Source organism: Gilvibacter sp., from assembly GCF_013214815.1.
Lineage (GTDB): Bacteria > Bacteroidota > Bacteroidia > Flavobacteriales > Flavobacteriaceae > Gilvibacter.
On sequence record NZ_JABSPU010000007.1, the window covers coordinates 28006 to 53253 of the forward strand.

Consider the following 25248-nt stretch of genomic DNA (forward strand, 5'->3'; position numbering starts at 1 on the left):
ATGCATCCCTTTGAGTTCTATTTAAAACTTGGATTTGAACACATTTCTAATTTAGCTGGATACGATCATATCCTCTTTTTAGTAGTGCTTTGTGCGGTCTATAAAATTCATCAATGGAAGCGGGTTTTAATCTTAGTTACTGCCTTTACCATTGGCCATAGTGTTACGTTGGCGCTGGTTTCTTTTGATGTGATCACTATTCCGTCAAGCATTATAAAATTTCTGATCCCAACAACTATTTTATTAACTGCATTACACAACGTAATTGGCCCAGATCAGTCCACAGAAACTCGAAAAATGGGTCGGAATTACGCTATGGCCTTGTTTTTTGGATTCATTCACGGGATGGATTTCTCCAATTATTTTAGAGCGCTACTTTTAGACAATTCAGAAGTTGTAGTGCCTCTTTTGGCTTTTAATGTTGGTATTGAGCTGGGGCAGATCTTGGTGGTTCTGATCATTGTGGCGATTGCTTATGTGTTCTTGAATCTTATAAATGTGAAGCACAGAGAATGGAATGTTTTCATTTCAGGGGCAGCTGCTGGAATGGCTTTAATTTCAATGTTTGAGAATAAATTTTGGTAGTCGTTTCGCTGATTTTTAAGGGATTAAGAGGATGTGATCCGCCTAGATTTTAAAGAAATAGCGCCCCGCATTTTGCCCATCCGATCAAAATCACGTCAGAAATCAATAAATTTGCAACTCAAAACAAAGCAACCTATGAAAAATCGCAACTCAATTCTCGTATTAGCACTAATAGCCTTATTCGCTTTTACAACCAGCTGCAAGCAAAATGCAGAAGAAAATAAAGATGCCGAAACTGAGGCAAAAACAGAAGATCTGACAGAGACGCCGGCTAAGATATCTATTGCTAAGTTGGAAGGTTCTCCTGCTTACGCCGATGCAGCCTTAATGTTAGAAGATCCAGCAGGGGCAGAAATTAGCAGTGGTGGTGCTATAGATTTTACTTTCAAGATTGAAAACTACGAGTTGGGTGCTCAGACCGATAGCCCAAATGCGGAAAAACTAGCCAATTCCGGTAAGGGGCAACACATACATTTTATTTTGAACAATCAGCCTTATTCGGCGCATTACGAACCGGCGTTCAATAAGGAAATTCCAGATGGAGTGCACCATTTAGTTGCCTTTTTGAGTCGTTCTTATCACGAATCAGTTAAGAATGAAAATTCTGTTGTGGTTAGAAAATTAATGGTTGGAGAAAACCCAACAGACTCTCTAGGTTTAGACATGGAGGCGCCAACGCTAATTTACAGCCGCCCAAAGGGAACCTATGCTGGAGCTGACGCCAAGAGCATTTTACTTGACTTTTTTGTTTTGAATACTACGCTTACAGCCGACGGTAATAAAGTAAAGGCGACGATCAACGGTGAAGAATTTATGATTACTGAATGGGCTCCACATGTAATTAGTGGATTGCCAATGGGAGAGGTAAGCATTCAACTGGAGTTGGTTGATGCAAACGGAGATGTAATTCCAGGACCTTTCAATTCAGTAACTCGAACTGTTACCTTGACTGAATAAGAAAGATTGCGAAACTCAATATTAAAAGATACCGTATGCTGAATGCATTCAACATAAGCGTTAGATCTGATCTCTTTGGGTCTGCTGCTAGTGCCCTCTGCTTGGCACATTGTTTGGCAACCCCATTTTTGTTTGCTGCTCACACCGGACACGTGCACGGTCATGAGGCAAGCCCGTTTTGGTGGGGTACATTGGATTTGGTATTTATAGCCATTTCGTGGTTGGCGGTTTATTGGTCGGCTAAGCATACCTCTAAAAAGTGGATGCGAGTAGGTCTATGGATCAGTTGGGTACTTTTAGCTTTCGTGATCTTAAATGAAAAATTTGAGTTGCTTCACATTCCTGAGGCGGCAATTTATATACCTTCTCTTGCCTTAGTCGGATTACACTTGTACAATCGTAAATATTGCCAATGTCAAGACGAAGCTTGTTGCGCGACAGACAGCTAGACTTTTTGTGAAAATTAACAGAATTTTAGACTGGCTTAAACAATAATGCTTACTTTTACAAGTAGTGAGTTCTCGAACTAAAAATATCATCAGTTTACTATTCTTATCAGCATTCTTGCTGTTAAGAGTGGGGAATGTACATGCGATTACTCATATCGATGATGACCATGATGATCACCAATGTGAGTTGTGTGAACTTATTCAAATCACGGAAGATTCCAAGGATCTGGAAATTCCTGCGACTTTAGAAGTCCCCCTACCAAACACTATAGAGGCCGTCTCAGACGATTTAAACAGCGGTTACAATGCGCCTGTTTATCGTTTTGTCTTACCCGATAGACTCCGCAATAGGCCACCTCCTGTCCTTTAGGGATATTCGCTTTGTTTGCTTGATAATTCAATTGCTTGACGTGGCTCTGTTTTGCGCGCATATTTGTGTATGAGTAGCTCAAACTGCGGAAGATTACAGAGCAACATCCCCCATTCGTACGTATAGACCAGAACTCAGGTTCTCAGGGTCTACATAAAAATTGTTTTACAATTTGATTCCCACGAATGATAACTACAACCAATCTCACTAAAAAATACGCCGATCATTTGGCACTGAATAATTTAAATCTGACCGTTAAACCTGGTGAGATCTATTGTTTGCTTGGTGCTAATGGTGCGGGAAAGACTACCACTATAAATTTGCTTTTGGGATTTATAAGTGCAAGCTCTGGTACGGCTAGCATTGGAGGTATTGATGTGTCAAAGAATGCATTGGCTTCCAAAAAGCTCTTGGCCTACATTCCTGAAAACCTGATGCTTTATCCGAGTCTGACAGCCGTTGAGAATCTCGACTACTTCTCCGGTATCGCGGGAAAAAAGTTCTCTAAACTAGCATTAGAAGAGTTCTTAGAAAATGCCGGTTTACAGGCCGATGCCTTTCACAAGCGCGTGGAAGCCTTTTCTAAAGGGATGCGCCAAAAGGTGGGTATTGCCATTGCTTTGGCTAAAGATGCCAGTGCGCTCCTTTTGGATGAACCTACTTCTGGACTTGATCCAAAGGCGAGCAATGAGTTTGGTTTGCTGCTTCAAAAATTGAAGGCTAAAGGTATTGCAACGCTGATGGCGACCCATGATTTATTCCGAGCTAAGGAAGTCGCTACTCATATCGGAATCATGAAGAACGGAGAATTGATTCATCAATTCGTTTCTGACGAGATATCGCTCGCAGATTTAGAAAAAGTCTATTTAGAGGCGATGACCTATTAAGCGGTTATTATGATTCTAAAAACATTTAAAAAGGAACTTAAAGAGATCACCAGGGACGGGCGAGCACGCATTGCTTTCTCAATCGTGTTGGTTCTTTTAGGATCTTCGGTTTGGATCAGTGCCAAGCGCTATCAAGACACGAACAAGGAATACCAACAAGCCTTGAGCAGTGAAAGGGCAATGTGGGACAATCAAGGGGAGAAGAATCCGCATTCTGCGGCGCATTTTGGCACCTATGCTTTTAAACCAAAATACCCTTTGTCTCTTATTGATCAAGGGGTGGATAAATATGCCGGGACCTCGATCTTCTTAGAAGCTCACAACAGAAACGAAGCGCAGTTCAGCGCTGCGGCTGACCAAACAGGTTTGGCTCGTTTTGGAGAGCTTACCCCAGACTTTGTCTTGTTATTTATGGTTCCCTTATTGATCATATTACTGGCTTATAATGTTTTTACCAAAGAGCGGGAAATGGGCACCTTGACCCTTTTAAAAAGCCAAGGGCTCTCCAGAGTGAAATGGTTTACGGGCAAATGGTTGGCCTTAATGGTCCCCATTTTGTCACTCACCCTGGTGGTGTTCATTCTTGCTGGTTTGGTTTTGAGTAATCTAAAAGGCTTTGGAGAGTTTCAATGGAGTGCATTGGGAGTTTTGTTCTTAGTCTATGCGGCTTACTATGTGGTATTCACTAATGTGGTGATGTTTATTTCCTCTCGTGCACGCAAATCCGGGACGGCACTCGTAATGAGTTTATCGGTGTGGATATTAGCCTGTCTAGCGGCTCCTAAAGCCGCCAGTAATTTTGCTGAAAACGAGCATCCTTACCCTTCCAGACAAGAATTCTTGGCCATGGTCGCTGAAGACAAAAAACAGGGCCTTGATGGGCATAATCCGTGGAGTAAAGAAGCGAAGCTTTTGGAGCAAGAAGTCCTTAAAGAGTACGGAGTAGATAGTCTGCATCAGCTGCCATTTAACTTTGATGCATACCGCATGCAAAAAGGTGAGGAACATGAGGCTGAGGTCTATTTCAAGCATTATAACTACCTCAAAGAGCAATACAAAAATCAATCAAAAACGTACAGAAGTCTTGCGGTAATCTCTCCTTTTTTACCAACTCGATTTATGAGTATGGCCATTGCTCACACCGATTACAATACCCATTGGGATTTTGCAGATGCTGCGGAGGAGTATCGTATCCTAACTCAAAAGTTCCTCAACGATAATTTTGCAGAGAATTCTAAATTGGGAGAATGGGGCTATCAAGCGGATGCCAGTTTGTGGCAAGAACTGCCTGCCTTTGAATACGATCCACCAGAATTGCAACAGATCGTTTCTGACAATCGAGGAAACACTGCTGTCCTATCCTTTTGGCTTGTGGGTTCTTTTGTGCTGAGTTTGCTATCCATAAAGAGAATCTAGTATGCTGAAATACAATTTTACATACGAGCTTAAATTATTACTGCGCAGTCGCTGGATTCAGTTGCTCAGCCTAACCTTGATCATTTTGTTCGGTTTTTCAACTTTCAACGGATTACAGAAACTCGATCAGCGCAAAGCCGTTATTTCTGAGGCTATGGCAGAAGTTGAACAAGCAGATATGGATATGGAGAAGCTCTTGGATTCCGTAGCGCAAGGACTGCCAGTTAGTGCTTCTCGATGGACGATCCCAACCAACCCTATGGCCGTTGGAAACTATTATCCTCGAGTAGCAGCCATGGAACCTCCAGCCTTTGCATTCATAGCTACAGGCCAATCCGATATGTATACTTCTTACGTGAAGCCCAAAGTATCTGGAGATGATTTTGCCCTGAATTTTACGGAAATGACCAGTCCTGTCCAGTTGTTGTTTGGAAGTTTTGATCTCGCCTTTGTTATCGTTTATTTATTGCCACTACTGATCATTGCTTTTTCATACAACATACTGTCAGCAGAAAAGGAACAAGGTACCTTGCGTTTGCTCGGTGCACAACCTATGAGTATTCGTCGTTGGATGCTTCAAAAGTTAGCTTTGCGTTTCTTCTGGCTTTCCTTAATGGTTGTTGTGGTTCTAATCTTGACTTTTACAGTCTTTGGAGCTGGACTGACAACCAACTTAGCTGATTTTTTTGCCCTTACCGGATTGATCTTAGCCTACATGCTATTTTGGTTTGTTTTGGCCTTCTTGGTCAACTTAAGCGCTGGCAGCTCTGCCAAGAATGCAGTATCTATGCTTGGGTTGTGGGTGATTTTGGTATTACTGGTTCCTTCCGCATTGAATCAGGTTGGGAATACCGCTTATCCTATTCCATCGCGTACCCTGATGATCAACGATATGCGTGCTAAAAAGACAGAAGTATCTAAAAAGCAAGATGAGATCTTAGACGCTTATCTTAGAGATCATCCAGAATACGCCATCAATGATACTGCTCAAGCGCGGAATTTTTACCACCGTTATATAGCCTCTCAAGAGCTTATCAAGAAAGAACTAGCTCCTGTAGTGGGAGCCTTTGAAGCTCAGTTGGAAAAACAACAAGAGGTTTTTGAAAAGTTCAAATGGTTGTCTCCAGCCTTGGTAACCCAGCAATCGCTCAATACCATTGCGGGGAGTTCTACTGCGGATTATGAAAGTTATAGAAAGCAAGTTATTGCCTTTGCTGGCCAGTGGCGAGATCATCTTTCGCCTATGCTGTACAACAATCAGCAATTTACAGCATCAGATATAAAAAACTTGCCCCACTTTATATACAAACCTCCATCACAAAATCTTAGCATTACCACTTTGATTTTGGTAGGATTGTCTCTAGTTCTCATCGCTATAGGGTGGGGTTTTTCTCAAAAACGTCAAAAGCAAAACGGTTTAATAGGAGCATAAATGAAGAATCAAACCATAGACAAACTCGCAATCACCACCTCCATCTGTTGCGCCTTGCACTGCGCGGTGGTTCCTCTTTTACTAGGGATAACAGCTTTGGCTGGCTTGCGCTTTTTAGAGAATCCAATGATTGAAATGGGATTCATTGCCGTCGGGATCTTTTTGGCCGTATTCTCTTTGGGCAGAAGCGCCTTGAAGCATAAAAATCACACGCCCATCCGAATGGCGATCATCGGTATTGTTTTGTTGGTGGTCAGCCGATTTGAGATCGGGGAGACCTTAGAAGTGGTTATGACTGTTATGGGCAGCTTGTTCTTAATTGTAAGTCATGCCAGAAATATAAACGCATTTAAAGCATACGAGCGCTGTATAGTTAGTGAAAATTGAGTGTTCGTATTTTTTGATTTAGTGTGTGGAGCAGGTGAATGGGCTCCACTGCGGACCCGGGCGAGAGCCCGGGTTTTTCAATTTACTTGGTCTAATTTACTAAAGGTTACTTACATCATAAATGCCCTTATCTTAAATCAGTCTAAACAGAAATAACACAGAATCAGTTATTTAAATTCAATCTAAAGGGAGCTCTTTGTAAATTTGAGTAAACAAACACTGAAAAAAGATGGCTATATCACTAGGAAACAGTTGCATCAATTGCGCAAATTTGGTGCTTAATGATAACTGTAAAGTACACGGAGTACAAGTAAGACAAAATTATACTTGTGAGCGTTTTGAAATGAAAGCGTCTCTCAATAATGACGCGAGTTGCGATTCCTGCGCAAAGTTTGGAAACTCTGCCTGCGCACACCCGTCACAAGCAAAATCAGGCGTGTTATGCTCTTCTTGGGCGCCAGAACACGTAACCGCTTAGTTTAGTAAAAGCGTATAATCTATATCCAGAACCGTAAGTGAATCTTGCGGTTCTTTGTTTTTTAAACAAACCAGATCCTGTAAGGCGTCAAACTCTTGTTTACTAAAAACCAATCGCAGGTTTTTCTGCATGGTGTATATTGGGATAATTCTCTTGACAGCCGTCTGACGGTTTTGACAATCCCAGTAATCCACATTAATATTCGTGAGGTAAGTCTCAAAGTTCAACAATTCTTCATCGTTGAATTCTAAAAGGAGGTTGTTAAAAGTCAATTGAAACTTTCTGCAGTTTTCGCAGTAAGACAATTCTCCGTTGCAATTTTTTTTAATGACTTTCACCTGATGAGACATGGGCCAATTATTTATGGAATAATTATACTACAAATGTACGCGCTAAAAATCATTATTTAAAATTATTCTAAATAAAAATAGTGTTAATATTTGCCATTAATAACAGTCGGTAAGTATTTGACCGTTACTCAGGTATGCTTCTAATGTTGAATTGGAATTTTCACGTAAAAATTCAGCAATAACCTCCAAGACTCCATCTTGCATTTTTAAAGAACCACAGATCATAATCACACCTCTGTTTTCAAGCAGATCAATTAATTGTTCTGCTTCTTTTCTGATAAGATCTTGGACATAATTGCCCGTAACATCTCTAGAAAAGGCCATATCAAAGCTGTGGAGATTATGCTCTGCTTGTGCCTTTTCTAAAATTTCACTGTAGAGATTAAAAGACGCTGCGGTTCGGCCACCCCAAAAGAGGCGAAGTTGTTGCGAGCTGTCTGTGTTTTGGATCATGCCGAGGAACGGGGCAATTCCGGTTCCATTAGCTATTAGCCAGACCGCTGGAGCATCTTTAGGGTAGCGGAAGCTACTATTCTTTTCAACATAAGCCTTTAGCAAATCTCCCTTCTTGAGATTGCATAAATAAGGAGAACACTTTCCAAACACATGCTTCTTAACACTCAGTAAGACATCTCCATCAACTTTGGCAATGGAATAGGCTCTGGTTTTGGTAGTGTCTGGAGCAAGTACTTGAAGCAGATCCCCAGATTCAAACTTGCCCTTTTGTTGCGGACACACCTGAATAAGGACGTTGTCATCTGAGTTTAAAGGCGTGCGGTTGATCACTTCAAAATTCTGGAACTTTACATCAGCTTTTTTGTTCGGCTTTAAAGAAGTCCTGAGGTTCATATTTTGACTCTTGTTCCAGGCCTTTATCCAAGCTGCGTATTCGGTCTCCGATTGTTCATTGATCTTGTGTAACGGCAGGATCGGACTAAAATCATGGTGTCCATGAAGCAGCGCATCAGCTTTGATTCCAAATTGGCAGAACTTGGGATAATCCTTAGAACCAAAGCCAATCACTGCAAAAATCATCGGGTTTAAAGGACTAACCTCATGAATCAGTCGTTCAAAAAGTCGGGCATTTGATGGGGCTTCACCATCACCGTAGGTAGCGGTAAATACTACGAGCGTTTTAGCCTGACCGTAGGTGGTATATTCGTTTAAATCTGCAATAAAAACACGTTTCCCAGCAGATTCCAGTTCCCTAAAAAATGCATGAGCAAAACGATAGGTATTTCGAGTTTCAGAGCCGACCAGGATTATAATTTCGGCTTCATCCGCAGTAAAATTGGAGACTATTTGCTTGCTTTTCTTTTTGCGTTTAAACGCAATGCTCAATCCGGAGTAGAGAAAGAAAACAATACTAAGGCTAGCCAATAAAAGGATTACTGACCACAGCAGACTCCCTTGACCCGTATGCCATTTTAAACTCCAACGAGAAGCGAGAATCACAAAAGGATAAGAAACTTCACTAATAACAGCTCCCGAGTATTGATGCACTAGGAGTTCCCTATCCTTTAAAGCTAATTCAAAATAGTCTTCTTCATCCGCAGAAAAAGGAAAGCTCAACTTCCGCAACTCAGCCAAGGAAGTAGTTTCAAATATGTTTTCAAGGGAATCTGGTGCCGTTCTATGAGTAGCTATCTCGTCGTAGTTGTGCTTAATTTTAGCATCCGGTAATAGATCAAACTTCTCGGTTGATAAGTATACACCAGTGATTGCTATCAGCGCAATGGGAATGATCATCCAACGGCTTAAGCGAACATGATATCTCTGGTTGAATTCCTTTTCTTTAACGGGACTGAACCATTTTTTAAAACCTCCTTGTCGTTGTGCCGATAAAAAAACCCCTGATACTGCAATCAAAAACAAAAGGAAGGAGACAATTCCAACAAAGGCTCTACCAAGGCCCTTTAAGAATAGGGATCGGTGCAAATTGGTTATAAAACTAAAAAAAGGGGATTGTGGTTTGACAAGACCCAGCTCGTTGCCGGTAAGGGGATCAATAAATATTTGACGACTCTCTCCTTCAAAAGTAAATACATCTGCTACCAGATAATCGTCTGGAGTTACCTCTAATTCAAGTACCTCATCGTACTTTTCTTGTAGTGCGGTAATTGTGGTGCTAAGAGAGACCTGAGCTAGATCTACCGATTTATAATCGGTGTTGATTTGGCTCATGGGTTCAAAAGCCAAAATAGCCCCGGTCACAGAGGCAAATACCAAAAACAGGCCTGACACCAGAGCCAGTAGATAATGACTATTTCTCCAGATCAGACCAGTCATGAACCACTACTGTTGCGGCATTAGACGTACATAGCGAATAAACCCAGAACCTTCTACTTTTGTTTTTAAGTTAGCTGTGGTTAAGTCAATGCGTGCATCTTCTTGGTAATACTCCTGATCTTCTACGGCAGTCTCAAAACGCAGGCTGTAGCCAGCATCAATCTTTTCCGAAGGAATTTTTAAGATACTTAAACTGCGTTCTCCACCAGAAACTGTTTCTCCCACAATGGCATCAATATCTGGACGATATTTACCATAAAAACTCCACCATTCTGGGATGTCGCTGTACCATTCCGGATCATCGCCTTGGACATACAGCGTTTCTGCATAACTACCGTCAGGATTCATAAGCGAAACCACCACATAAGCACCTTCACCGGTATAGTTAACCAATTGAATCATACATTTAACCGCTGTCTTTTCTACGGGTTTAATAAAACCAACAATGGCTAAGAATATCAAAGTGATTAGAGGTAAAGCTAATTTTCTCATGGCTATATTTTGAGGAAATTTAAAGGAATATTTTGCTGGTTGAGTAATTCATTCTCAGCGGCTAAATCAAAAACGGACTCGTCAAAATCTGTTTTTGAGTTTTTGTCTGCGCCTTGTGCAATCAGGAATTTCAATATATCTGCATCTTGGGCTTTCATTGCCGCCAGGTGCAAAGGTGTTAGTCCCTCACTGTTCTTTTGATTGATGGGGATGTTACATTTTGTCAGCTCCTTTAAAAGGTCTAAGTCGTTAGCCTTTACAGCGAGATGCCAAAGTGTGTCACCGGCAGATTGTGTTTCATTCATATCGAGTCCTGCAGCACTGAGGGCTGTGAATTTAGAATTGTATATGTCAGTTTTGTCGCTGTTGTAGCCTCCAATCAAATAGTAGGCTAAACTGTTGCCAGCATTATCTTTTGCAGTTGCATCTGCACCCTGATTCAGAAGGAAAGTAACAACCTCTGCACTGTTGTAGCGCACTGCCCGCATCAACGCGGTCTGGCCTTTTGCGTTTGCGGCATTGATGTCATTCACATAACCCACTAAATGTTTAAGCGTGCTGAAGTTGTTTCTTCCAGCGGCATTTGTAAAGGCCGTGTTGCCGTTCATATCGGGTTGATTAAGATCAACTCCTTGGGCGATGAAATAATCAAAAATGTCTAGATCTTTATTGTTGAAGGCCAGTGCATGAAGCGGAGTGAAGCCGTCATCTGTGGTCACATTTGGTTGAATTCCCAAGCTTTCTAGGTATTTATAGGTTTTTAGGGTATTGCTGTGCCCGCGAGTGCCTTGACTGGCAAAAATGAAGGCATTGCCACCTTCTTTATTGGGCGTTTTGTAATCAACACCAAGTTTGATTAGTTTATCTAACAGATCGATGTTACCACGTCTTGCTGCGTAGTTAAAGATTCCATTGCCCTTATCATCTTTGCTGTTTAAAGAGACTCCTTTGTTTTTAAAGTAGTTGATAAGGCTATCATCTTTCATGAAGGGAGCAACCAGAAGCAGCGCGTTGGCCCCTGCGTTGCTTACTTCAGATTTTGGATCTGCACCGCGTTCGATTAAGAAATCGTACAATTTAGTATTGAGTTGACCCGTGGTTGCAGCAAAATTTAAAACCGAATATCCGTGGCTGTCAATGACATCCAATTTTGCTCCGCGGTCAAAGAGGTACTGCATCATTTCCAGGTTGTCCTTGTAGGCAGCCCAAAAAATGTAGGTGCGTCCGTCATGCGTCAATTTGTTCACCCCATTACCCTCAAGGCTCAGCAAGTATTTAACTACAGCGTTGTCTGTTTTCTCAATGAGGGCCCAAGTAACAGCGTCAAATGCATTGATGTTGAGTTCAGTGGCATCATTACCCTTAGCTATGTCAGCTTTTACTTGTTCTAGTGATGGATTCGCTTTCCAATAGGCGCGGTTGGTAAAAACATTTTCTTGCCCTTTTGCTGAACCACAAAAGACTAGAAAGGCGAATATCCCAATGATGGAGCATTTCATGATTAAGGCTTTTTAACGAAGGATTCAATGATGGTGTCGATGTCATTCTGAGTGAGCTCGTCTTCTGTAAATAAGTGGCTGTACAATCTCTTGTTGTCCACCTTGGTTTCCAGGGACAAGTTCATGTTTCTTGCGTAAACTTCGTCCCATTTAGCGCGAACCGTCGCCCACTTTTCATTATTCTCAACCCACCATTTGGCAGCTGCAGCACAACGGCTGTCGTCTACTTTTTTATAAACGTTATATCCTTTTTCCGCCGCCAAGATAATATCGTCCTCTCCTGGCGTGCGAATCACTTTTTGATTGTCTTGGTCGTGTACCCAGCCAAAGTTTGTGATCTCTTGGCGGTTTCCTCTGATGGTAACATTGTAATCACTTCTTGTGGTGTATTCACGTCTTGGCAGTGGCGCAGGAGTGGTGTTTTCCCAATAGCTTTTTCCATCTACGTGCACCCAAGAGGCAGAACCTTCATATCTAGGACTGTCATCTACTTGGAATACCTTTTGGGTCCATTGTCCTTTAACATCTGCCTTGTCTTTGCGTTGGTAGATCCAATTGTTGTCACCGTCATACATATAAAAGTCTTGGTTTTGGAATGACCAATCTTGTCTCCAGTGTTTTACGATCATAGGTTCGCTAGGGTTTCCAACTTGGAGAATGTGTTGAATGCTGACATTGTTTTTATCCTCAGAAACCAATTGTGCCCATTCCAAACCGTAAGACACCTTGTTTTTAGAAGGCTTGTATAGCGAATCTTCGCTATAAGTAAAGGTCTCTGCAAAATTGAAAGTTACTTCATAGCAACCGCACATGCTTTTTATGGCAGCAATATCTTGTTTTTTCTTGCTCTGAGCAGACAGTGGTAGAGCAATTATTAAGGTGAAGAATAGAATAATATTGGTTTTCATAGTTCTAAGATTTAGGGTCAAAATTACAACACAAATTTTATTATTTAAAATTAATCTAAATAAAAATAAGTTATACATTTGCACTTATTAAGAACGATTCTAAATAAAATGTTCAGATCATTTACTTTAATAGCACTCTTGATTAAGTCCATCACTTCAATGCATGGACAAGAACTGCTTTCCGATTCTATACCCACTGATTTAGAAGAGGTTATTATTTCAGCAACTCGAACAGAGCGTCAGCTTTCATCTTTGCCTTTACCTGCGTCTATTGTCAGTAAGAAAGAGATTCAACAGATTAATTCTGTACGTTTAGCTGAGGTGATCAACGAACAAACAGGTCTGATCACCGTACCTGATTTTGGTGGAGGAGAAGGAGTTCAGCTTCAAGGTTTAGACAGTCAGTATTCCTTGATTTTGGTAGACGGAGTTCCTTTGGTAGGACGATCTGCCGGAACCTTAGATCTCAATCGATTGGCCGTTGGGAATATCAAACAGTTGGAGATTGTCAAAGGTGCTTCTTCCAGCCTTTACGGAAGCGAAGCTCTGGGCGGAGTTATCAATATTATCACCGAACAGCCCAAAGAGGGATTTAGAGGTCAAGTTGGTCATAGAAGTGGTACGTTCAATTCTCAAGACTTCAATGCTTCAGTTAATTATAAAAAGAACCGCTTTGGCATAAATGCTTTTGTCAATCGCTTCAGTAGTGATGGTTATGACCTCACGCCAGATACGGAAACCCGCACGGTAGATGCATTTTCAAATTGCACATTCAATTTACAGACCACTTACGACATTACTGATAAAACCAAGGCGCTTTTGTCTGGGCGTTTCTACACACAAGATCAGGACAGTCGCCCGACTGTGGACCTTTCAGGTGAAAACGTAATCAATGAATGGAATGCTCTTTTAAAAGTAGATCATGAGTTTACTGAAAAATGGAGTGCGTATTTGGAATTTTATACGACTCAGTATGTGGCCGAGCAAACGCTTAATAATCCGGACGGTTCTCAATTCTCCTTTAGCGATTTTGATCAACGCTTCTTGCGCCCAGAAATTCGTTCCACTTATAAAATAAATGATGATCATCAGTTCATTGGCGGGATAGGGCTTACCAACGAAACTCTTGATAGAACTGATTTTTTTGAAAAGCCAGAGTTCAACGCGCCTTACGTCTATGCACAATATGACGGACATCCGCTTGAAAAGTTAAACGTCATTGTTGGTTTTAGGTATGATGACCACAATGTATACGCGTCTCAATTTAGCCCAAAAGCGGCGGTGCGTTATGAACTCTTTAATTGGGTTGCTGTAAAAGGATCTGTGGGCTACGGTTTTAAGGCTCCAGATTTCAGACAACTCTATTTTGATTTCACCAATTCTACAGTAGGATACACGGTGTTGGGATATAACGCTGTTCCTACGCAATTGCAGTTGCTGGCGGATCGCGGTGAACTTACCGATGAAACTGTGAGTAATCTGCCCAACATCATTGCTCAGTTCAATGACGCTTTAAAACCAGAGAGTTCTGTAGCCTATAATTTTGGATTTGATTTTAAACCGATTCGAGGAGTAAAACTCAATGTCAATGTATTTCGAAACAACATTGAGAATCTAATTGACACCCAGGTGATCGCCAGAAAAACCAACGGTCAAAACGTGTTCAGTTATAGAAATCAAGCGGAGGTTTACACCCAAGGGGTTGAGTTTGATGCCCGTTGGAAGATCAACAATAGACTCACAATATCGGGAGGATATCAACTTCTCTATGCCAAAGACAGAGAGGCAGAAGAGGCTTTTGAAAATGGTGAAGTCTTTGCCCGATTGAGCACTACGTCCCCCTCATTTCAATTAGAAGAAGACGACTACTTTGGGCTATTCAACAGATCCAGACACTTGGCGAATTTTAAAGTATTCTACGAGATTCCTAAGTGGAGACTGAACACCAACCTCAGAACCACCTATCGAAGCAAATTTGGCCTATTTGACACCAACGGCAATACCTACCTAGATCAGTTTGATGAATTCGTAGAAGGTTATGCCACTGTGGATTTGGCAATCAACAAAAAGGTGCTCAACAATTTTGAAGTAGGTGTTGGTGCAGACAATATTCTGAATTTCACTGACGAACAAAACATAAGCAATATTGCCGGTAGTCTTTTCTACGGCAGAATCAATTTTAATTTTTAACTCTACTTATTACTAATTATGAAAACGATTAAGTTATTTTTTCTCTCAAGTTTGATGCTTGGTTTTACGGCCTGCAGTAACGATGATGATGGCGACGTGGTGGCTGAGGCGTGTACTGAGGTTGAATTTTTTGCCGATGCTGACAACGACGGTCTAGGTGATGCCAACACCATTGTTATGGCTTGTGAAGCCCCTGATGGATTTGTGGCAAACGCAGATGACAATGACGATACCCAACCGATTGCAGATCTAGTTGTAGGTCTTGTAGCAGATCTTCACGCACCGCAAACTGGTGGCGGCGGAACTCCTCCAGGAGGTCCTTTCACCAAGTTTGACCTAGACACCATGACGCAGACCGATAGTGAAACGGACTGGGATATTGCACTTAGAGGAACCACGATTTTAGTTAATGGAGGTGTTTCTCAGGGAACAGCTGACGAGCCGGACCGTACCGGAAATGCTGCTGCATATATCGCGACAGGAACTATGGATTCTGTAGTTGATATTGACACTGCAGCCTTCGTTCAGGATGCCGCAGATATTCTTGCTATTCCAACAGGTTCAGACAATGGGTGGTACAACTACAATCCAGCAACATTTACCATTACTCCATTGGCAGGTAAAATTTTGGTATTTAGAACCACCGAGGGACAGTACGCAAAAATTGAGATTTTAAGTTATTATGAAGGTGCGCCCGCCAATCCAGACCCAATGACTGATGCTTCTCGTTACTACACCTTCAATCTTGTGTATCAACCAAACAATGGAATTGACAATTTTTAAGACATCTTGTTAATAGTAGTGTCTGATCATAAACGTGTAAAAGTGTCATTTTTTTTGGTAAGAAAATAGTCTGTTTATGGTCAAAAAAACCCCGATGTTTTCACGTCGGGGTTTTATTTTTTTGGAGCAATATTAGATCATCGCAGATTTAGTGAGCCTAGATAAGGATTTTAATTTCGGTCTTGCTGGTCTTCTGCGTCCTACCCGAGCACCGAGGCCGTAAGATTTGTTGTTAGGTAAAGGTTTTTCGTCTGATGGAGGAGTGGCATTGTTTTTCTTAATCATGCTTGTTTATGGTGTCTTAAATTTAATTCGATGGTGTTTTATCCCAGATAACCTTGAAGTACAGCTGTGGTACTGGACTTTTTGCGCAGGTTGCGGATTGCTCGATCCTTGATCTGGCGAACGCGTTCTCGAGTGATTCCAAAATACGCTCCGATCTCACCCATGCTCACTGCTCTGGATTTTCCGAGTCCGTAGTACATTTTTAAGAGGTCGCTTTGACGTCCAGGAAGTTCTTCTAAAACCATTTCCATATCTGTTTGCAAGGCTTCTTGCATCAAGGATTCGTTAGGTTTTAAGCTATCTTCTGATATAGTAAGGGCGTAGCGATCCGTGGTTTCTCCCTCTTTTATGGGTGCGTCCATGGATAGATGTCTCCCTGAGTTTTTCATGCTGAGTTTTACATCATCAACAGACATGTCTACCTCGTTGGCGATTTCAGTTGCAGTTGGCGGTCTTTGATGACTCTGCTCCAAATGCGAATAAGCGCGATAGATCTTCTTAAGAGCTCCAATCTTGTTAGAAGGAAGACGAATCATTCTCCCACGGTTTGAAATAGCACTAATGATGGATTGGCGGATCCACCATACAGCGTAAGAGATGAATTTGAATCCTCGAGTTTCGTCAAATCGTTTGGCAGCTTTTACTAAGCCTAAGTTACCTTCATTGATAAGATCTGTAAGATTCATGCCTTGGCCTTGATACTGTTTGGCAACAGATACTACAAAGCGCAAATTGGCGCGGACCAGTTTGTCCAATGCTTTTTGATCCCCGTCTTTGATGCGAAGCGCAAGCTCGGCTTCTTCATCGGCGGTGATCATAGGAATTTTACTTACTTCATTCAAATAAGCCGTTACGGCTTTAGAGTCCCTTAAGGTGACTTGTTTGGTAATTTTGAGTTGTCTCATTCAATACAATTTTGAATAAAAACATAACAAAAAGCTTCAAAATATCACGAAAATGACTCATTTTGGGTGTATTTTAACGAAAAAACGCTCAAAATCGTGAATTTTGAATTTTGGAATTTTAATCAGTTTCGGGCTATCTGAAGGACGTTAGATTTATTAATTTCGTATAGACCCTTATTAGTCGTGACTGAGAAACTCATTTGGACCGTTATCGTCTTGGTAGCCATATTCATAGCCATAGTTTTAGGGCGCTTGTTTTTGCGCAGGTTTTCTGTGCTGCGGAATTTAGACGGCAATCGCAGAAAAGTGGTCTTGAACCTACATTATATATTGGTCTACAGCTTGGCCGCCATTGTTTTAGCAGTAGTGTGGGGACTGAAGCTGGAAAACTTTACTGTATTTATCAGCTCCATCCTAGCAGTACTCGGTGTCGGTTTTTTTGCCCAATGGTCAATCCTATCTAATTTGACCGCGAGTTTGATCTTGTTTTTTAACCATCCGGTGCGTATCGGACATCGTATAAAAGTGATTGATAAAGATTACAATTGGACCGGCGTTGTGACCGATATAACGGGTTTTTATTTGTACATGACCACAGACACTGGAGAGTACCTAACTTTGCCCAACAATTTAGTCCTTCAAAAGGGGATAGAATTACTGCCTCAACATACTGTGGAAGAATCTGAAAAACAAGAGGATGCGACACTCTTGGAATAGCCCATAAACAAAGGCAATAGTAGGTATAAATTTTAGTTATGTTTAGTTTTTTATCGGAATAGTTAAACAAAAGCTAAAATTCTAGTTTTCAAGCCTAACAATGATTAGTTTTACTTAACTAAAATTTAAAGCTATGAGCCTATTTGAAAAAGCCCAAGAGTTCCTCAGCAGAAAGATGAGCCACATGTCCACTAGTGATCGGGTAAAAGCTTCAAGAGAAGCGAAGGCCTTGGTACTTGGACTCAACGAGATTTACAAACAAAATAAAGATGCCTCCATCATGGAATTGATGAAGACCATCACCGTGAAAAAGAGAAAAATAGAAAAACGTTTATATCACGTACCTACAGTTTAAACTTACTGTGATACAGACACTTTGGAAAAAGGGATAGCCTTAATGGTTATTCCTTTTTTATATTCTAAAGGTGATGACCGGGCGTTGCGCGTGATTTACCAAATCTTCACTGATACTTCCATTAAAAAAGTGAGACAGCCCTTTGCGGCCGTGCGTAGACATACCCACCAATTGCGCGTCCATTTCCTTAGCAAAATTCAAAATACCTTTCTCTACAGAATGATCGTTGTAAATGTTCAGGCTGTAATTCTCTAGGTTCATGCCTTTAGTAAAGTTCCTCATAAGGGTTAGTGCTTCGTCAGAAGTCTTAAAATCACTCACCGTATTGACAAAGAGCAAATGGAGCTTCGCATTCATGCTTTGTGCAAACTTGTATGCCTTGTCTAAAGGAGTTCTGCATTCTTCAGAAAAATCCGTTGCGAACACAAAATCGTTGATGTCAAAATCATCGTGATTGTTTTTGATGACCAATACAGGTTTATCCGAAGTACGAACTACTTTCTCTGTATTGCTACCAATAAACATCTCTTTAAATCCGCTGGCACCATGCGAGCCCATAACAATAAGATCAATTTCATTGACCTTGATCGCGTCTTGGATTCCTGCGTAGATCTCGTTGTAAGCTACCTCCTGATGTACAGTCAATCCTTCTAAATAGGGTTTGCGCTCCATTTCCTTGAAATTCTTTTCAGCGAGCTTTATGAAAAACAAGGATTCTGGAAGTTGTTCGTTGTTTCCAGAATTGGCCAAATGGATCGGTAATTCTAAAATATGGAGTAGGTGAATTTCTCCATTGTGTTTTCTGGCAAGGTCCGCAGCTACTTTTAATGCGTACTCAGCTTGTTCAGAAAAGTCGGTTGGCACTAATATTCGTTGCATGTTTGTGGTTTTTAGTATGTAGGAAATTACGAAATAAACCCATGCGTCAAAGGCTTTTAAGTCTCAAATATTATTGCTATATTTGCAGCGCATTTATAGGGAATAACGAACTATGAGGGGACACAAAGTCCCCTCTTTTTATAGACCATGTTCAAAGAAATAGTAACCGATCTTGTCTCCGCAGCGCTAGAAGAGCGCCCGGATCTTTTTTTGATAGACCTGCACATTGGTGAGGCCAATCAGATCAAGATTGTCATTGATGGAGACCAAGGAGTGCGCGTTGAAGACTGCATTTCCATGAGCCGCGCAGTAGAGCACAACTTAGATCGTGAGGAAACGGACTTTTCCTTGGAGGTGACCTCTGCAGGAGCTACAGCGCCTTTGGAATTGCCGAGACAGTACGTAAAGAACATTGGTCGGAAACTTGCTATTAAGACCGCCGAAGGAGAAAAACTGGAAGGCGATTTAACGGCTGCAGACGATTCAGGTTGTACCCTGAGTTGGAAGACCCGAGAGCCTAAGCCTGTTGGAAAGGGCAAGGTGACTGTGCAGAAAGAGGCGACTTTGGCTTATGCCGATATTGCCGAAGCTAAAGTGATGATCAAATTTTAATTAAGAATAAGCAGATGGAAAATCTCGCATTAATCGAATCATTTTCAGAGTTTAAGGACGACAAGCTGATCGATCGTGTAACCCTGATGGCGATTTTGGAAGATGTATTCAGAAGTGCTTTAAAGAAAAAGTACGGAGATGACGATAACTTCGATATTATCATTAACCCTGACAAAGGGGATTTAGAGATCTGGCGCAACCGAATCGTTGTGGCCGATGGCGAAGTTGAAGACGAGAACCAGGAAATTTCATTGACAGAAGCTCGTAAGATTGAGCCTGACTTTGAGGTTGGCGAGGATGTATCCGAAGAAGTAAAGCTCATTGATCTTGGACGTAGAAGTATTTTGGCCTTGCGTCAGAACTTGATCTCTAAGATCCACGAGCATGACAATACCAACATCTACAAGCAATTTAAAGAGCTTGAAGGTGAGATTTATACGGCAGAGGTGCACCACATTCGTCACCGCGCGGTAATTTTGTTGGACGATGAAGGCAATGAGATCATTTTGCCAAAGGATCGTCAGATTCCATCGGACTTCTTCCGCAAAGGAGAGAACGTTCGCGGTATCATTGAGAGCGTGGAGCTCAAAGGCAACAAGCCTGCGATCATCATGTCTCGTGCAAACCCATTGTTTTTGGAAAAACTCTTCGAACAAGAAATTCCGGAAGTATTTGACGGTTTGATTACAGTAAAGAAAGTTGTGCGTATTCCAGGAGAAAAGGCCAAAGTGGCTGTAGACTCTTATGACGACCGTATTGATCCTGTTGGTGCCTGTGTGGGTATGAAAGGATCGCGTATTCACGGAATCGTGCGCGAGTTGGGTAATGAGAACATTGACGTGATCAACTACACCAACAACCTGCAATTGTTCATCTCCCGTGCCTTGAGCCCAGCCAAGATCACTTCTATGAAATTGGATGAGGAGAACAAGCGTGCTGAGGTTATCTTGCGTCCTGAGGAGGTTTCTAAAGCCATCGGACGCGGAGGACATAACATTCGTTTGGCGGGTCAATTGACTGGCTACGAGATCGATGTGTTCCGTGAAGGTGCAGAAGAAGACGTAGAATTAAGAGAATTCTCTGATGAGATCGAAGATTGGATCATCGCAGAATTCAGCAAAATAGGTTTAGATACCGCCAAGAGTATCTTGGAAAAAGAAGTTGGCGATTTGGTGAAAATGACCGATTTGGAAGAAGAAACCATCGTCGAAGTAATGAATATTTTAAAAGAAGAATTCGAGGAGTAAATTGTAACTTGCGGATTCTTATTAGCTAAGAGAGAAGCATTTTTATGGCTGAAGTAAAAACAATGAGGCTTAGTAAAGTTTTGCGAGAGTTTAATATTTCGCTTGATCGTGCCGTTGACTTTTTAAAGGAAAACGGATTCGAGGTGGAGGCACGCCCTACTACCAAGATCACGGGAGAGGAATATCAAATTCTGTTTGACGAGTTTCAAACGGACAAGAGCAAGAAGGTAGCCTCAAAAGAAGTTGGTGAAGAAAAGCGAAAGGAGAAAGAAGAACTCCGTTTGGCTCGTGAACGCGAACTGGAAGAAAAGCAGCAACGCGAAACTTCCAAAGTGATCAAAGCCAAAGCGCAGCTCGATGGGCCAAAGGCAGTAGGTAAGATTGACCTAGAGCCTAAGAAGGAAACCCCTGCCCCAGAGCCTGAGCCACAGCCAGAACCGGTTAAAGAGCAGGAAGCTCCTAAAGTTGAAAAGGAAGCTCTTAAAGCTCCAAAAGCTCCTGAGAAGAAAGAGGAGAAGAAGGAAGCTGCTCCAGTAGAAGCCAAGAAAGAAGAGGCTCCAGCGGAGCCAGGCAAACCGGACAAGGTAAAAACCCAGTACAAAAAGCTGGACGGTCCTAACTTCACAGGACAAAAAATCGATCTGGATAAGTTCAAAAAGCCAGAGCGTAAAAAGAAAGATACCGAAAACAAGGACGACAAGAAAGGTGGCGGACCTAACCGAGAGAAACGCGGCAAGCGCAGACGTATCAGTAAGGAGCCATCCGGAGGTCGTGATAACAGACGCGGCGGAAACAGACGTTCTCCAATTGTAAAGGAGGAGCCGTCTGAGGAAGAAGTGCAAAGACAAGTACGCGAAACTCTTGAAAAGCTTCAAGGGAAGAGCAGTAAAGGAAAAGGTGCTAAGTACCGTCGTGAGAAGCGTGATTCTCACCGTGAAAAGACGGAGAAAGAACTGGCAGCAGCAGAAGCAGAAAGCAAAACACTACGCGTAACAGAATTTGTTACGGTAAGTGAGGTTGCAACCATGATGGATGTGTCAGTGACACAGATCATCTCTGCTTGTATGTCTTTGGGAATGATGGTGACCATGAACCAGCGTCTAGATGCAGAAACCCTTTCTATTGTTGCCGATGAATTCGGGTTTGAGGTAGAATTTGTCACTGCAGATATTGAAGAAGCAATTCAAGAGGTTGAAGACAAACCAGAAGATCTGGAGTCTCGTGCACCGATCGTAACGGTTATGGGTCACGTTGACCACGGTAAGACCTCTTTACTGGATTATATTCGTGATGCGAATGTGATTGCCGGAGAATCCGGAGGAATCACCCAGCACATTGGAGCCTACGGAGTAACCTTAGAAAGCGGTCAAAAGATCACTTTCCTTGATACTCCTGGTCACGAGGCCTTTACCGCGATGCGTGCTAGAGGTACTCAAGTAACTGACTTAGTGATCATTGTGGTTGCTGCGGATGATGATATCATGCCTCAGACCAAGGAAGCGATCTCTCACGCCCAAGCGGCTGGAGTGCCAATCGTTTTCGCGATTAACAAGGTAGATAAGCCAACGGCGAATCCAGATAAGATTAAAGAAGGACTTGCGGCCATGAACCTCTTGGTAGAGGATTGGGGTGGTAAGATCCAATCGCATGACATCTCGGCCAAAACCGGTCAAGGAGTGAATGAACTCCTAGAAAAGGTGTTATTAGAGGCAGAGCTTCTAGAACTTAAAGCCAACCCGCACAAGGCGGCTGTAGGTAGTGTGATTGAAGCCTTCTTGGATAAGGGTAGAGGTTATGTGTCTACTATATTGGTACAAGCCGGTACTCTTGAAATTGGAGATTATGTACTTGCCGGACAACACTCTGGTAAGGTAAAAGCCATGCAGGATGAGCGCGGTAAATCCATTAAAAAGGCAGGACCGGCTACTCCGGTTTCTATCTTAGGATTGGACGGAGCGCCTCAGGCAGGTGATAAATTTAACGTCTTTGAAGACGAACGTGAAGCAAAAGCTATAGCAGCTAAGCGTACGCAATTACAACGTGAGCAGTCTGTAAGAACCCAGCGTCACATTACTCTTGATGAGATTGGACGTCGAATCGCCCTTGGAGACTTTAAAGAGCTTAACATTATCCTTAAAGGAGATGTGGATGGTTCTGTGGAAGCTTTGACCGATTCGTTCCAGAAACTCTCTACAGAGGAGATTCAAGTGAACATCCTGCATAAAGGTGTGGGTGCGATCACGGAAAGTGATGTGCTATTAGCGTCTGCTTCTGATGCGATCATTATTGGATTTAATGTACGTCCGATGGGTAATGCCCGTCAGGTAGCTGATAAGGAAGAAATCGACATCAGAACGTATTCGATCATCTATGATGCGATCAACGATCTTAAAGATGCGATGGAAGGTATGCTTTCTCCAGAAATGAAGGAAGAGGTTACTGGAACCGCAGAGATCCGCGAGACCTTCAAGATTTCCAAGATCGGAACCATTGCAGGTTGTATGGTAACCAACGGAAAGATCTTCCGCAATTCAGGTGTACGTCTGATCCGCGAAGGGGTGGTTATCTTCACGGGCGAATTGGCTTCCTTGAAGCGATTTAAAGACGATGTAAAAGAAGTGTCTAAAGGCTACGACTGTGGTATGCAAGTCAAGAACTATAATGACGTTAAAGAAGGTGATATTATAGAGGCATTCCAAGAAGTGGCCGTTAAGAAGAAGCTGTAATTGACAGTTTAATAGAAATAAAAAAAAAGCGACCATTTGGTCGCTTTTTTTATGCTTTATTCATCCTTTTTCTTTGCCCGACTCCGCTTTATTGGGAAAGCGGTGGGGAACTTCTCTTGTATCTTCACCAAAGCCTGATCAGCCTCGAGACGTGTGCTAAAATTACCGACCCAGACCTTGTAATTTGGTGTTTCATATTCAATGTTCGCGGGCCATTCGGCAAAACTATTCTTGTAATCGCGTAGGGTCTTGTTGGCGGTATTGAGCTCTCCATAATAGAGTTGAATGGTATATCCATCGGCGAGTTTGTTGTTCTTTTCCATGGATTTTTTTAGGTCCAAGAGTTCGGCAATCTGCGGATCCTCATTCACGGTGACCTGCCCCTGTTGAGCAGTCGTATTCTGGACCGAAAACAGGGCTATTAGACCCAAAATCAACAATTTAATTTTTGTGCTCTTCATCTTCGTAAATTACTGTGTTGGCAAAGGTATAGCTTTATAACTCACTACTTTTATTTTTTATTATTTAGAATCGTTATAAATTGTAGATTAACAATCCGTTCACACTTTTTAAAATCGACTTTATGTCGTAGTTTTGCCGTGTTATTTATGGCTCCTAAAATAGCTTTTTTAACTAACTAAAAAGGCCGATTTAGAGCCGCTTAAAAGACGATAATTAACCTGAAGTATGAAAAAGGTGACACACCGTTCGTTAACTACCAGATTATCACTCACTTTACTAGCATTACTGCTATCGTTTTCAACCTTAACTTTTGGTCAAGAGCCAGCTGCCGCTGATGCTGTTGCCGATGCTGCTCCCGCTGCTGATCTCGGAGGAGATCCCGCTGCCGGAAAAACATTGTTCAACGCCAACTGTGCATCCTGTCACAAGCTCTATGCCAAAGCTACGGGTCCTGCTCTTTTTGGAGTCGGAGACAAATACGAGAAAGAGTGGCTTTACAAATGGATCCGCAATTCACAAGAGCTGATCAAATCTGGTGATGCCAGAGCTGTTGCAATCTCTACGGAGTATAACGGAGCTGTGATGAATTCCTTCCCGGCACTCTCCAACGAGGACATTGACAACATCATTGCTTACACCTACACGCCAAAGCCACCACCAGCTCCTCCAACAGGTGCAGGTCCAGCGACTGCAGGTGCAGGCGGAGGAGGTATCTCCAGCGACATCATTCTAGCAGTTCTAGCTCTAGTATTCTTGATGTTAGCCATCATGCTTTACTTGGTTAACAAGACATTGAAAAGAATTGCCGTTGCTAACGGTGTTGAATATGAAGACAAAGCCCGTGCAGAGCGTTTGCCTATTTGGAAGGCGTTTGCACAAAATCAGTTCTTAGTTCTAGTGAGCGCTATCTTCTTACTATTAGCAAGTGGATACTTCGCTTACGGATGGATGATGCAAGTAGGGGTAGATCAGGGTTATGCTCCAGTACAACCAATTCACTACTCACACAGAATCCACGCAGGTACAAACCAAATCGATTGTAAGTACTGTCACAGTTCTGCTCGTAAGAGTAAGCATTCTGGAATTCCATCTTTGAATGTGTGTATGAACTGCCACAAGAACATCGCTCAAGTTGGAGATAAGACTTACCAAGAAGGTATTTCTGAGTATCAGATCGATTACAACAAAGAAATTCAAAAATTATACGACGCTGTAGGTTGGGATAGAGACAACCAGCGTTACACAGGAGAGACCAAGCCGGTGAAGTGGGTGAGAATCCACAACCTTCCGGATTTCGCATACTTCAACCACTCCCAACACGTAACTGTTGCGGGTGTTGAGTGTCAGACCTGTCACGGTCCTGTGGAGGAGATGGAGATTATGTATCAATATTCTCCGCTAACTATGGGATGGTGTATCAACTGTCACCGCGAAACCAATGTTAAACTAGAGAGCAACGAGTACTACGCGAAAATTCACGAGACGCTTTCTAAAGAGTATGACTTCCCTACACTTACTGCTGCACAGAACGGTGGTTTGGAATGTGGAAAATGTCACTACTAATTCATTAAAGGCAAATTTCGATTAT

The 25248-nt window shown here is 42.2% G+C and carries 24 protein-coding genes; 16 read left to right on the forward strand and 8 right to left on the reverse strand.

Features of this window, described 5'->3' with window-relative positions; translation table 11 throughout:
- The 8 genes from HRT75_RS02730 to HRT75_RS02765 all read left to right on the forward strand — a co-directional run bounded on the left by HRT75_RS02730 (position 1) and on the right by HRT75_RS02765 (position 6483).
- Positions 1 to 585 carry a HupE/UreJ family protein gene (locus tag HRT75_RS02730; RefSeq protein WP_291182471.1) on the forward strand — a complete coding sequence of 195 codons (585 nt, stop codon included), beginning with the start codon at positions 1 to 3 and terminating at the stop codon, positions 583 to 585.
- Between the two features lie 135 nt (positions 586 to 720).
- Positions 721 to 1542, forward strand: coding sequence for a hypothetical protein (locus tag HRT75_RS02735; protein ID WP_291182472.1), 822 nt, complete (start codon positions 721 to 723; stop codon positions 1540 to 1542).
- Between the two features lie 35 nt (positions 1543 to 1577).
- Positions 1578 to 1991, forward strand: coding sequence for a MerC domain-containing protein (locus HRT75_RS02740; protein WP_291182473.1), 414 nt, complete (start codon positions 1578 to 1580; stop codon positions 1989 to 1991).
- A gap of 64 nt (positions 1992 to 2055) precedes the next feature.
- Positions 2056 to 2361: a hypothetical protein gene (locus HRT75_RS02745; RefSeq protein ID WP_291182474.1), complete on the forward strand. Its 306-nt coding sequence runs from the start codon at positions 2056 to 2058 to the stop codon at positions 2359 to 2361.
- Between the two features lie 185 nt (positions 2362 to 2546).
- Positions 2547 to 3248: an ABC transporter ATP-binding protein gene (locus HRT75_RS02750; protein WP_291182475.1), complete on the forward strand. Its 702-nt coding sequence runs from the start codon at positions 2547 to 2549 to the stop codon at positions 3246 to 3248.
- A gap of 9 nt (positions 3249 to 3257) precedes the next feature.
- The gene (locus tag HRT75_RS02755) at positions 3258 to 4664 is read left to right on the forward strand and encodes a DUF3526 domain-containing protein (RefSeq protein ID WP_291182476.1); all 1407 of its coding nucleotides are present in this window, start codon (positions 3258 to 3260) and stop codon (positions 4662 to 4664) included.
- Position 4665: 1 nt separating this feature from the next.
- Positions 4666 to 6096, forward strand: coding sequence for a DUF3526 domain-containing protein (locus HRT75_RS02760; RefSeq protein ID WP_291182477.1), 1431 nt, complete (start codon positions 4666 to 4668; stop codon positions 6094 to 6096).
- Positions 6097 to 6483, forward strand: a complete 387-nt coding sequence (locus tag HRT75_RS02765) for a MerC domain-containing protein (protein WP_291182478.1) — start codon at positions 6097 to 6099, stop codon at positions 6481 to 6483.
- Positions 6484 to 6957: 474 nt separating this feature from the next.
- On the opposite strand, the gene HRT75_RS02775 is transcribed toward HRT75_RS02765, so the two are convergent.
- From HRT75_RS02775 to HRT75_RS02795, 5 genes are all read right to left on the reverse strand, one after another.
- Positions 6958 to 7311, reverse strand: coding sequence for a DUF6686 family protein (locus HRT75_RS02775; RefSeq protein WP_291182480.1), 354 nt, complete (start codon positions 7309 to 7311; stop codon positions 6958 to 6960).
- 96 nt (positions 7312 to 7407) lie between these two features.
- Positions 7408 to 9600 (reverse strand): PepSY domain-containing protein, encoded by a 2193-nt coding sequence (locus HRT75_RS02780; RefSeq protein WP_291182481.1) that lies wholly within the window; start codon positions 9598 to 9600, stop codon positions 7408 to 7410.
- Between the two features lie 6 nt (positions 9601 to 9606).
- Positions 9607 to 10092 carry a DUF2271 domain-containing protein gene (locus HRT75_RS02785; protein WP_291182482.1) on the reverse strand — a complete coding sequence of 162 codons (486 nt, stop codon included), beginning with the start codon at positions 10090 to 10092 and terminating at the stop codon, positions 9607 to 9609.
- 2 nt (positions 10093 to 10094) lie between these two features.
- Complete coding sequence (locus HRT75_RS02790; protein ID WP_291182483.1) at positions 10095 to 11591, reverse strand: ankyrin repeat domain-containing protein; 1497 nt, start codon at positions 11589 to 11591, stop codon at positions 10095 to 10097.
- Between the two features lie 2 nt (positions 11592 to 11593).
- Positions 11594 to 12499, reverse strand: coding sequence for a DUF6607 family protein (locus HRT75_RS02795; RefSeq protein WP_291182484.1), 906 nt, complete (start codon positions 12497 to 12499; stop codon positions 11594 to 11596).
- Between the two features lie 159 nt (positions 12500 to 12658).
- On the opposite strand from HRT75_RS02795, the gene HRT75_RS02800 reads away from it, so the two are divergent.
- Both HRT75_RS02800 and HRT75_RS02805 read left to right on the forward strand, forming a co-directional pair.
- Positions 12659 to 14689, forward strand: a complete 2031-nt coding sequence (locus HRT75_RS02800) for a TonB-dependent receptor (protein ID WP_291182485.1) — start codon at positions 12659 to 12661, stop codon at positions 14687 to 14689.
- Positions 14690 to 14707: 18 nt separating this feature from the next.
- On the forward strand, positions 14708 to 15472 hold the full coding sequence (locus HRT75_RS02805) for an HmuY family protein (RefSeq protein WP_291182486.1): 765 nt from the start codon (positions 14708 to 14710) through the stop codon (positions 15470 to 15472).
- Positions 15473 to 15795: 323 nt separating this feature from the next.
- Here the strand turns inward: HRT75_RS02805 and HRT75_RS02810 are convergent, their stop codons facing one another.
- Positions 15796 to 16662, reverse strand: a complete 867-nt coding sequence (locus tag HRT75_RS02810) for an RNA polymerase sigma factor RpoD/SigA (RefSeq protein WP_291182487.1) — start codon at positions 16660 to 16662, stop codon at positions 15796 to 15798.
- Between the two features lie 183 nt (positions 16663 to 16845).
- On the opposite strand from HRT75_RS02810, the gene HRT75_RS02815 reads away from it, so the two are divergent.
- Positions 16846 to 17379: a mechanosensitive ion channel family protein gene (locus tag HRT75_RS02815; RefSeq protein ID WP_291182488.1), complete on the forward strand. Its 534-nt coding sequence runs from the start codon at positions 16846 to 16848 to the stop codon at positions 17377 to 17379.
- 133 nt (positions 17380 to 17512) lie between these two features.
- Positions 17513 to 17734, forward strand: coding sequence for a hypothetical protein (locus HRT75_RS02820; protein WP_291182489.1), 222 nt, complete (start codon positions 17513 to 17515; stop codon positions 17732 to 17734).
- 57 nt (positions 17735 to 17791) lie between these two features.
- On the opposite strand, the gene HRT75_RS02825 is transcribed toward HRT75_RS02820, so the two are convergent.
- The gene (locus HRT75_RS02825) at positions 17792 to 18613 is read right to left on the reverse strand and encodes a universal stress protein (protein WP_291182490.1); all 822 of its coding nucleotides are present in this window, start codon (positions 18611 to 18613) and stop codon (positions 17792 to 17794) included.
- Between the two features lie 147 nt (positions 18614 to 18760).
- On the opposite strand from HRT75_RS02825, the gene rimP reads away from it, so the two are divergent.
- The 3 genes from rimP to infB are packed head-to-tail and all read left to right on the forward strand — an operon-like array spanning position 18761 to position 23198.
- Complete coding sequence (gene rimP / locus HRT75_RS02830; protein WP_291182491.1) at positions 18761 to 19225, forward strand: ribosome assembly cofactor RimP; 465 nt, start codon at positions 18761 to 18763, stop codon at positions 19223 to 19225.
- A 14-nt stretch (positions 19226 to 19239) separates the two neighbouring features.
- Entirely contained in the window at positions 19240 to 20472 is a 1233-nt protein-coding gene (gene nusA, locus HRT75_RS02835; RefSeq protein ID WP_272830344.1) for a transcription termination factor NusA, read from the forward strand.
- A gap of 44 nt (positions 20473 to 20516) precedes the next feature.
- Positions 20517 to 23198, forward strand: a complete 2682-nt coding sequence (infB, locus tag HRT75_RS02840) for a translation initiation factor IF-2 (RefSeq protein ID WP_291182492.1) — start codon at positions 20517 to 20519, stop codon at positions 23196 to 23198.
- 56 nt (positions 23199 to 23254) lie between these two features.
- On the opposite strand, the gene HRT75_RS02845 is transcribed toward infB, so the two are convergent.
- Entirely contained in the window at positions 23255 to 23659 is a 405-nt protein-coding gene (locus HRT75_RS02845; RefSeq protein ID WP_291182493.1) for an SPOR domain-containing protein, read from the reverse strand.
- Positions 23660 to 23885: 226 nt separating this feature from the next.
- Here HRT75_RS02845 and HRT75_RS02850 point away from each other — a divergent pair, with 226 nt between their 5' ends.
- Positions 23886 to 25223 carry a c-type cytochrome gene (locus HRT75_RS02850; RefSeq protein WP_291182494.1) on the forward strand — a complete coding sequence of 446 codons (1338 nt, stop codon included), beginning with the start codon at positions 23886 to 23888 and terminating at the stop codon, positions 25221 to 25223.
- The last annotated feature ends 25 nt before the right edge of the window (positions 25224 to 25248 follow it).

What these genes read in the sequence shown, in the direction of transcription:
- HRT75_RS02730 (WP_291182471.1), top strand. Translation starts at nt 1, where the DNA reads ATGCATCCCTTTGAGTTCTATTTAAAACTTGGATTTGAACACATTTCT.
- HRT75_RS02810 (WP_291182487.1), bottom strand. Translation starts at nt 16,662, where the DNA reads ATGAGACAACTCAAAATTACCAAACAAGTCACCTTAAGGGACTCTAAA.
- rimP (WP_291182491.1), top strand. Translation starts at nt 18,761, where the DNA reads ATGTTCAAAGAAATAGTAACCGATCTTGTCTCCGCAGCGCTAGAAGAG.
- infB (WP_291182492.1), top strand. Translation starts at nt 20,517, where the DNA reads ATGGCTGAAGTAAAAACAATGAGGCTTAGTAAAGTTTTGCGAGAGTTT.
- HRT75_RS02825 (WP_291182490.1), bottom strand. Translation starts at nt 18,613, where the DNA reads ATGCAACGAATATTAGTGCCAACCGACTTTTCTGAACAAGCTGAGTAC.
- HRT75_RS02765 (WP_291182478.1), top strand. Translation starts at nt 6,097, where the DNA reads ATGAAGAATCAAACCATAGACAAACTCGCAATCACCACCTCCATCTGT.
- HRT75_RS02775 (WP_291182480.1), bottom strand. Translation starts at nt 7,311, where the DNA reads ATGTCTCATCAGGTGAAAGTCATTAAAAAAAATTGCAACGGAGAATTG.
- HRT75_RS02785 (WP_291182482.1), bottom strand. Translation starts at nt 10,092, where the DNA reads ATGAGAAAATTAGCTTTACCTCTAATCACTTTGATATTCTTAGCCATT.
- nusA (WP_272830344.1), top strand. Translation starts at nt 19,240, where the DNA reads ATGGAAAATCTCGCATTAATCGAATCATTTTCAGAGTTTAAGGACGAC.
- HRT75_RS02805 (WP_291182486.1), top strand. Translation starts at nt 14,708, where the DNA reads ATGAAAACGATTAAGTTATTTTTTCTCTCAAGTTTGATGCTTGGTTTT.
- HRT75_RS02795 (WP_291182484.1), bottom strand. Translation starts at nt 12,499, where the DNA reads ATGAAAACCAATATTATTCTATTCTTCACCTTAATAATTGCTCTACCA.
- HRT75_RS02780 (WP_291182481.1), bottom strand. Translation starts at nt 9,600, where the DNA reads ATGACTGGTCTGATCTGGAGAAATAGTCATTATCTACTGGCTCTGGTG.
- HRT75_RS02790 (WP_291182483.1), bottom strand. Translation starts at nt 11,591, where the DNA reads ATGAAATGCTCCATCATTGGGATATTCGCCTTTCTAGTCTTTTGTGGT.
- HRT75_RS02760 (WP_291182477.1), top strand. Translation starts at nt 4,666, where the DNA reads ATGCTGAAATACAATTTTACATACGAGCTTAAATTATTACTGCGCAGT.
- HRT75_RS02845 (WP_291182493.1), bottom strand. Translation starts at nt 23,659, where the DNA reads ATGAAGAGCACAAAAATTAAATTGTTGATTTTGGGTCTAATAGCCCTG.
- HRT75_RS02740 (WP_291182473.1), top strand. Translation starts at nt 1,578, where the DNA reads ATGCTGAATGCATTCAACATAAGCGTTAGATCTGATCTCTTTGGGTCT.
- HRT75_RS02820 (WP_291182489.1), top strand. Translation starts at nt 17,513, where the DNA reads ATGAGCCTATTTGAAAAAGCCCAAGAGTTCCTCAGCAGAAAGATGAGC.
- HRT75_RS02755 (WP_291182476.1), top strand. Translation starts at nt 3,258, where the DNA reads ATGATTCTAAAAACATTTAAAAAGGAACTTAAAGAGATCACCAGGGAC.
- HRT75_RS02735 (WP_291182472.1), top strand. Translation starts at nt 721, where the DNA reads ATGAAAAATCGCAACTCAATTCTCGTATTAGCACTAATAGCCTTATTC.
- HRT75_RS02800 (WP_291182485.1), top strand. Translation starts at nt 12,659, where the DNA reads ATGCATGGACAAGAACTGCTTTCCGATTCTATACCCACTGATTTAGAA.
- HRT75_RS02750 (WP_291182475.1), top strand. Translation starts at nt 2,547, where the DNA reads ATGATAACTACAACCAATCTCACTAAAAAATACGCCGATCATTTGGCA.
- HRT75_RS02850 (WP_291182494.1), top strand. Translation starts at nt 23,886, where the DNA reads ATGAAAAAGGTGACACACCGTTCGTTAACTACCAGATTATCACTCACT.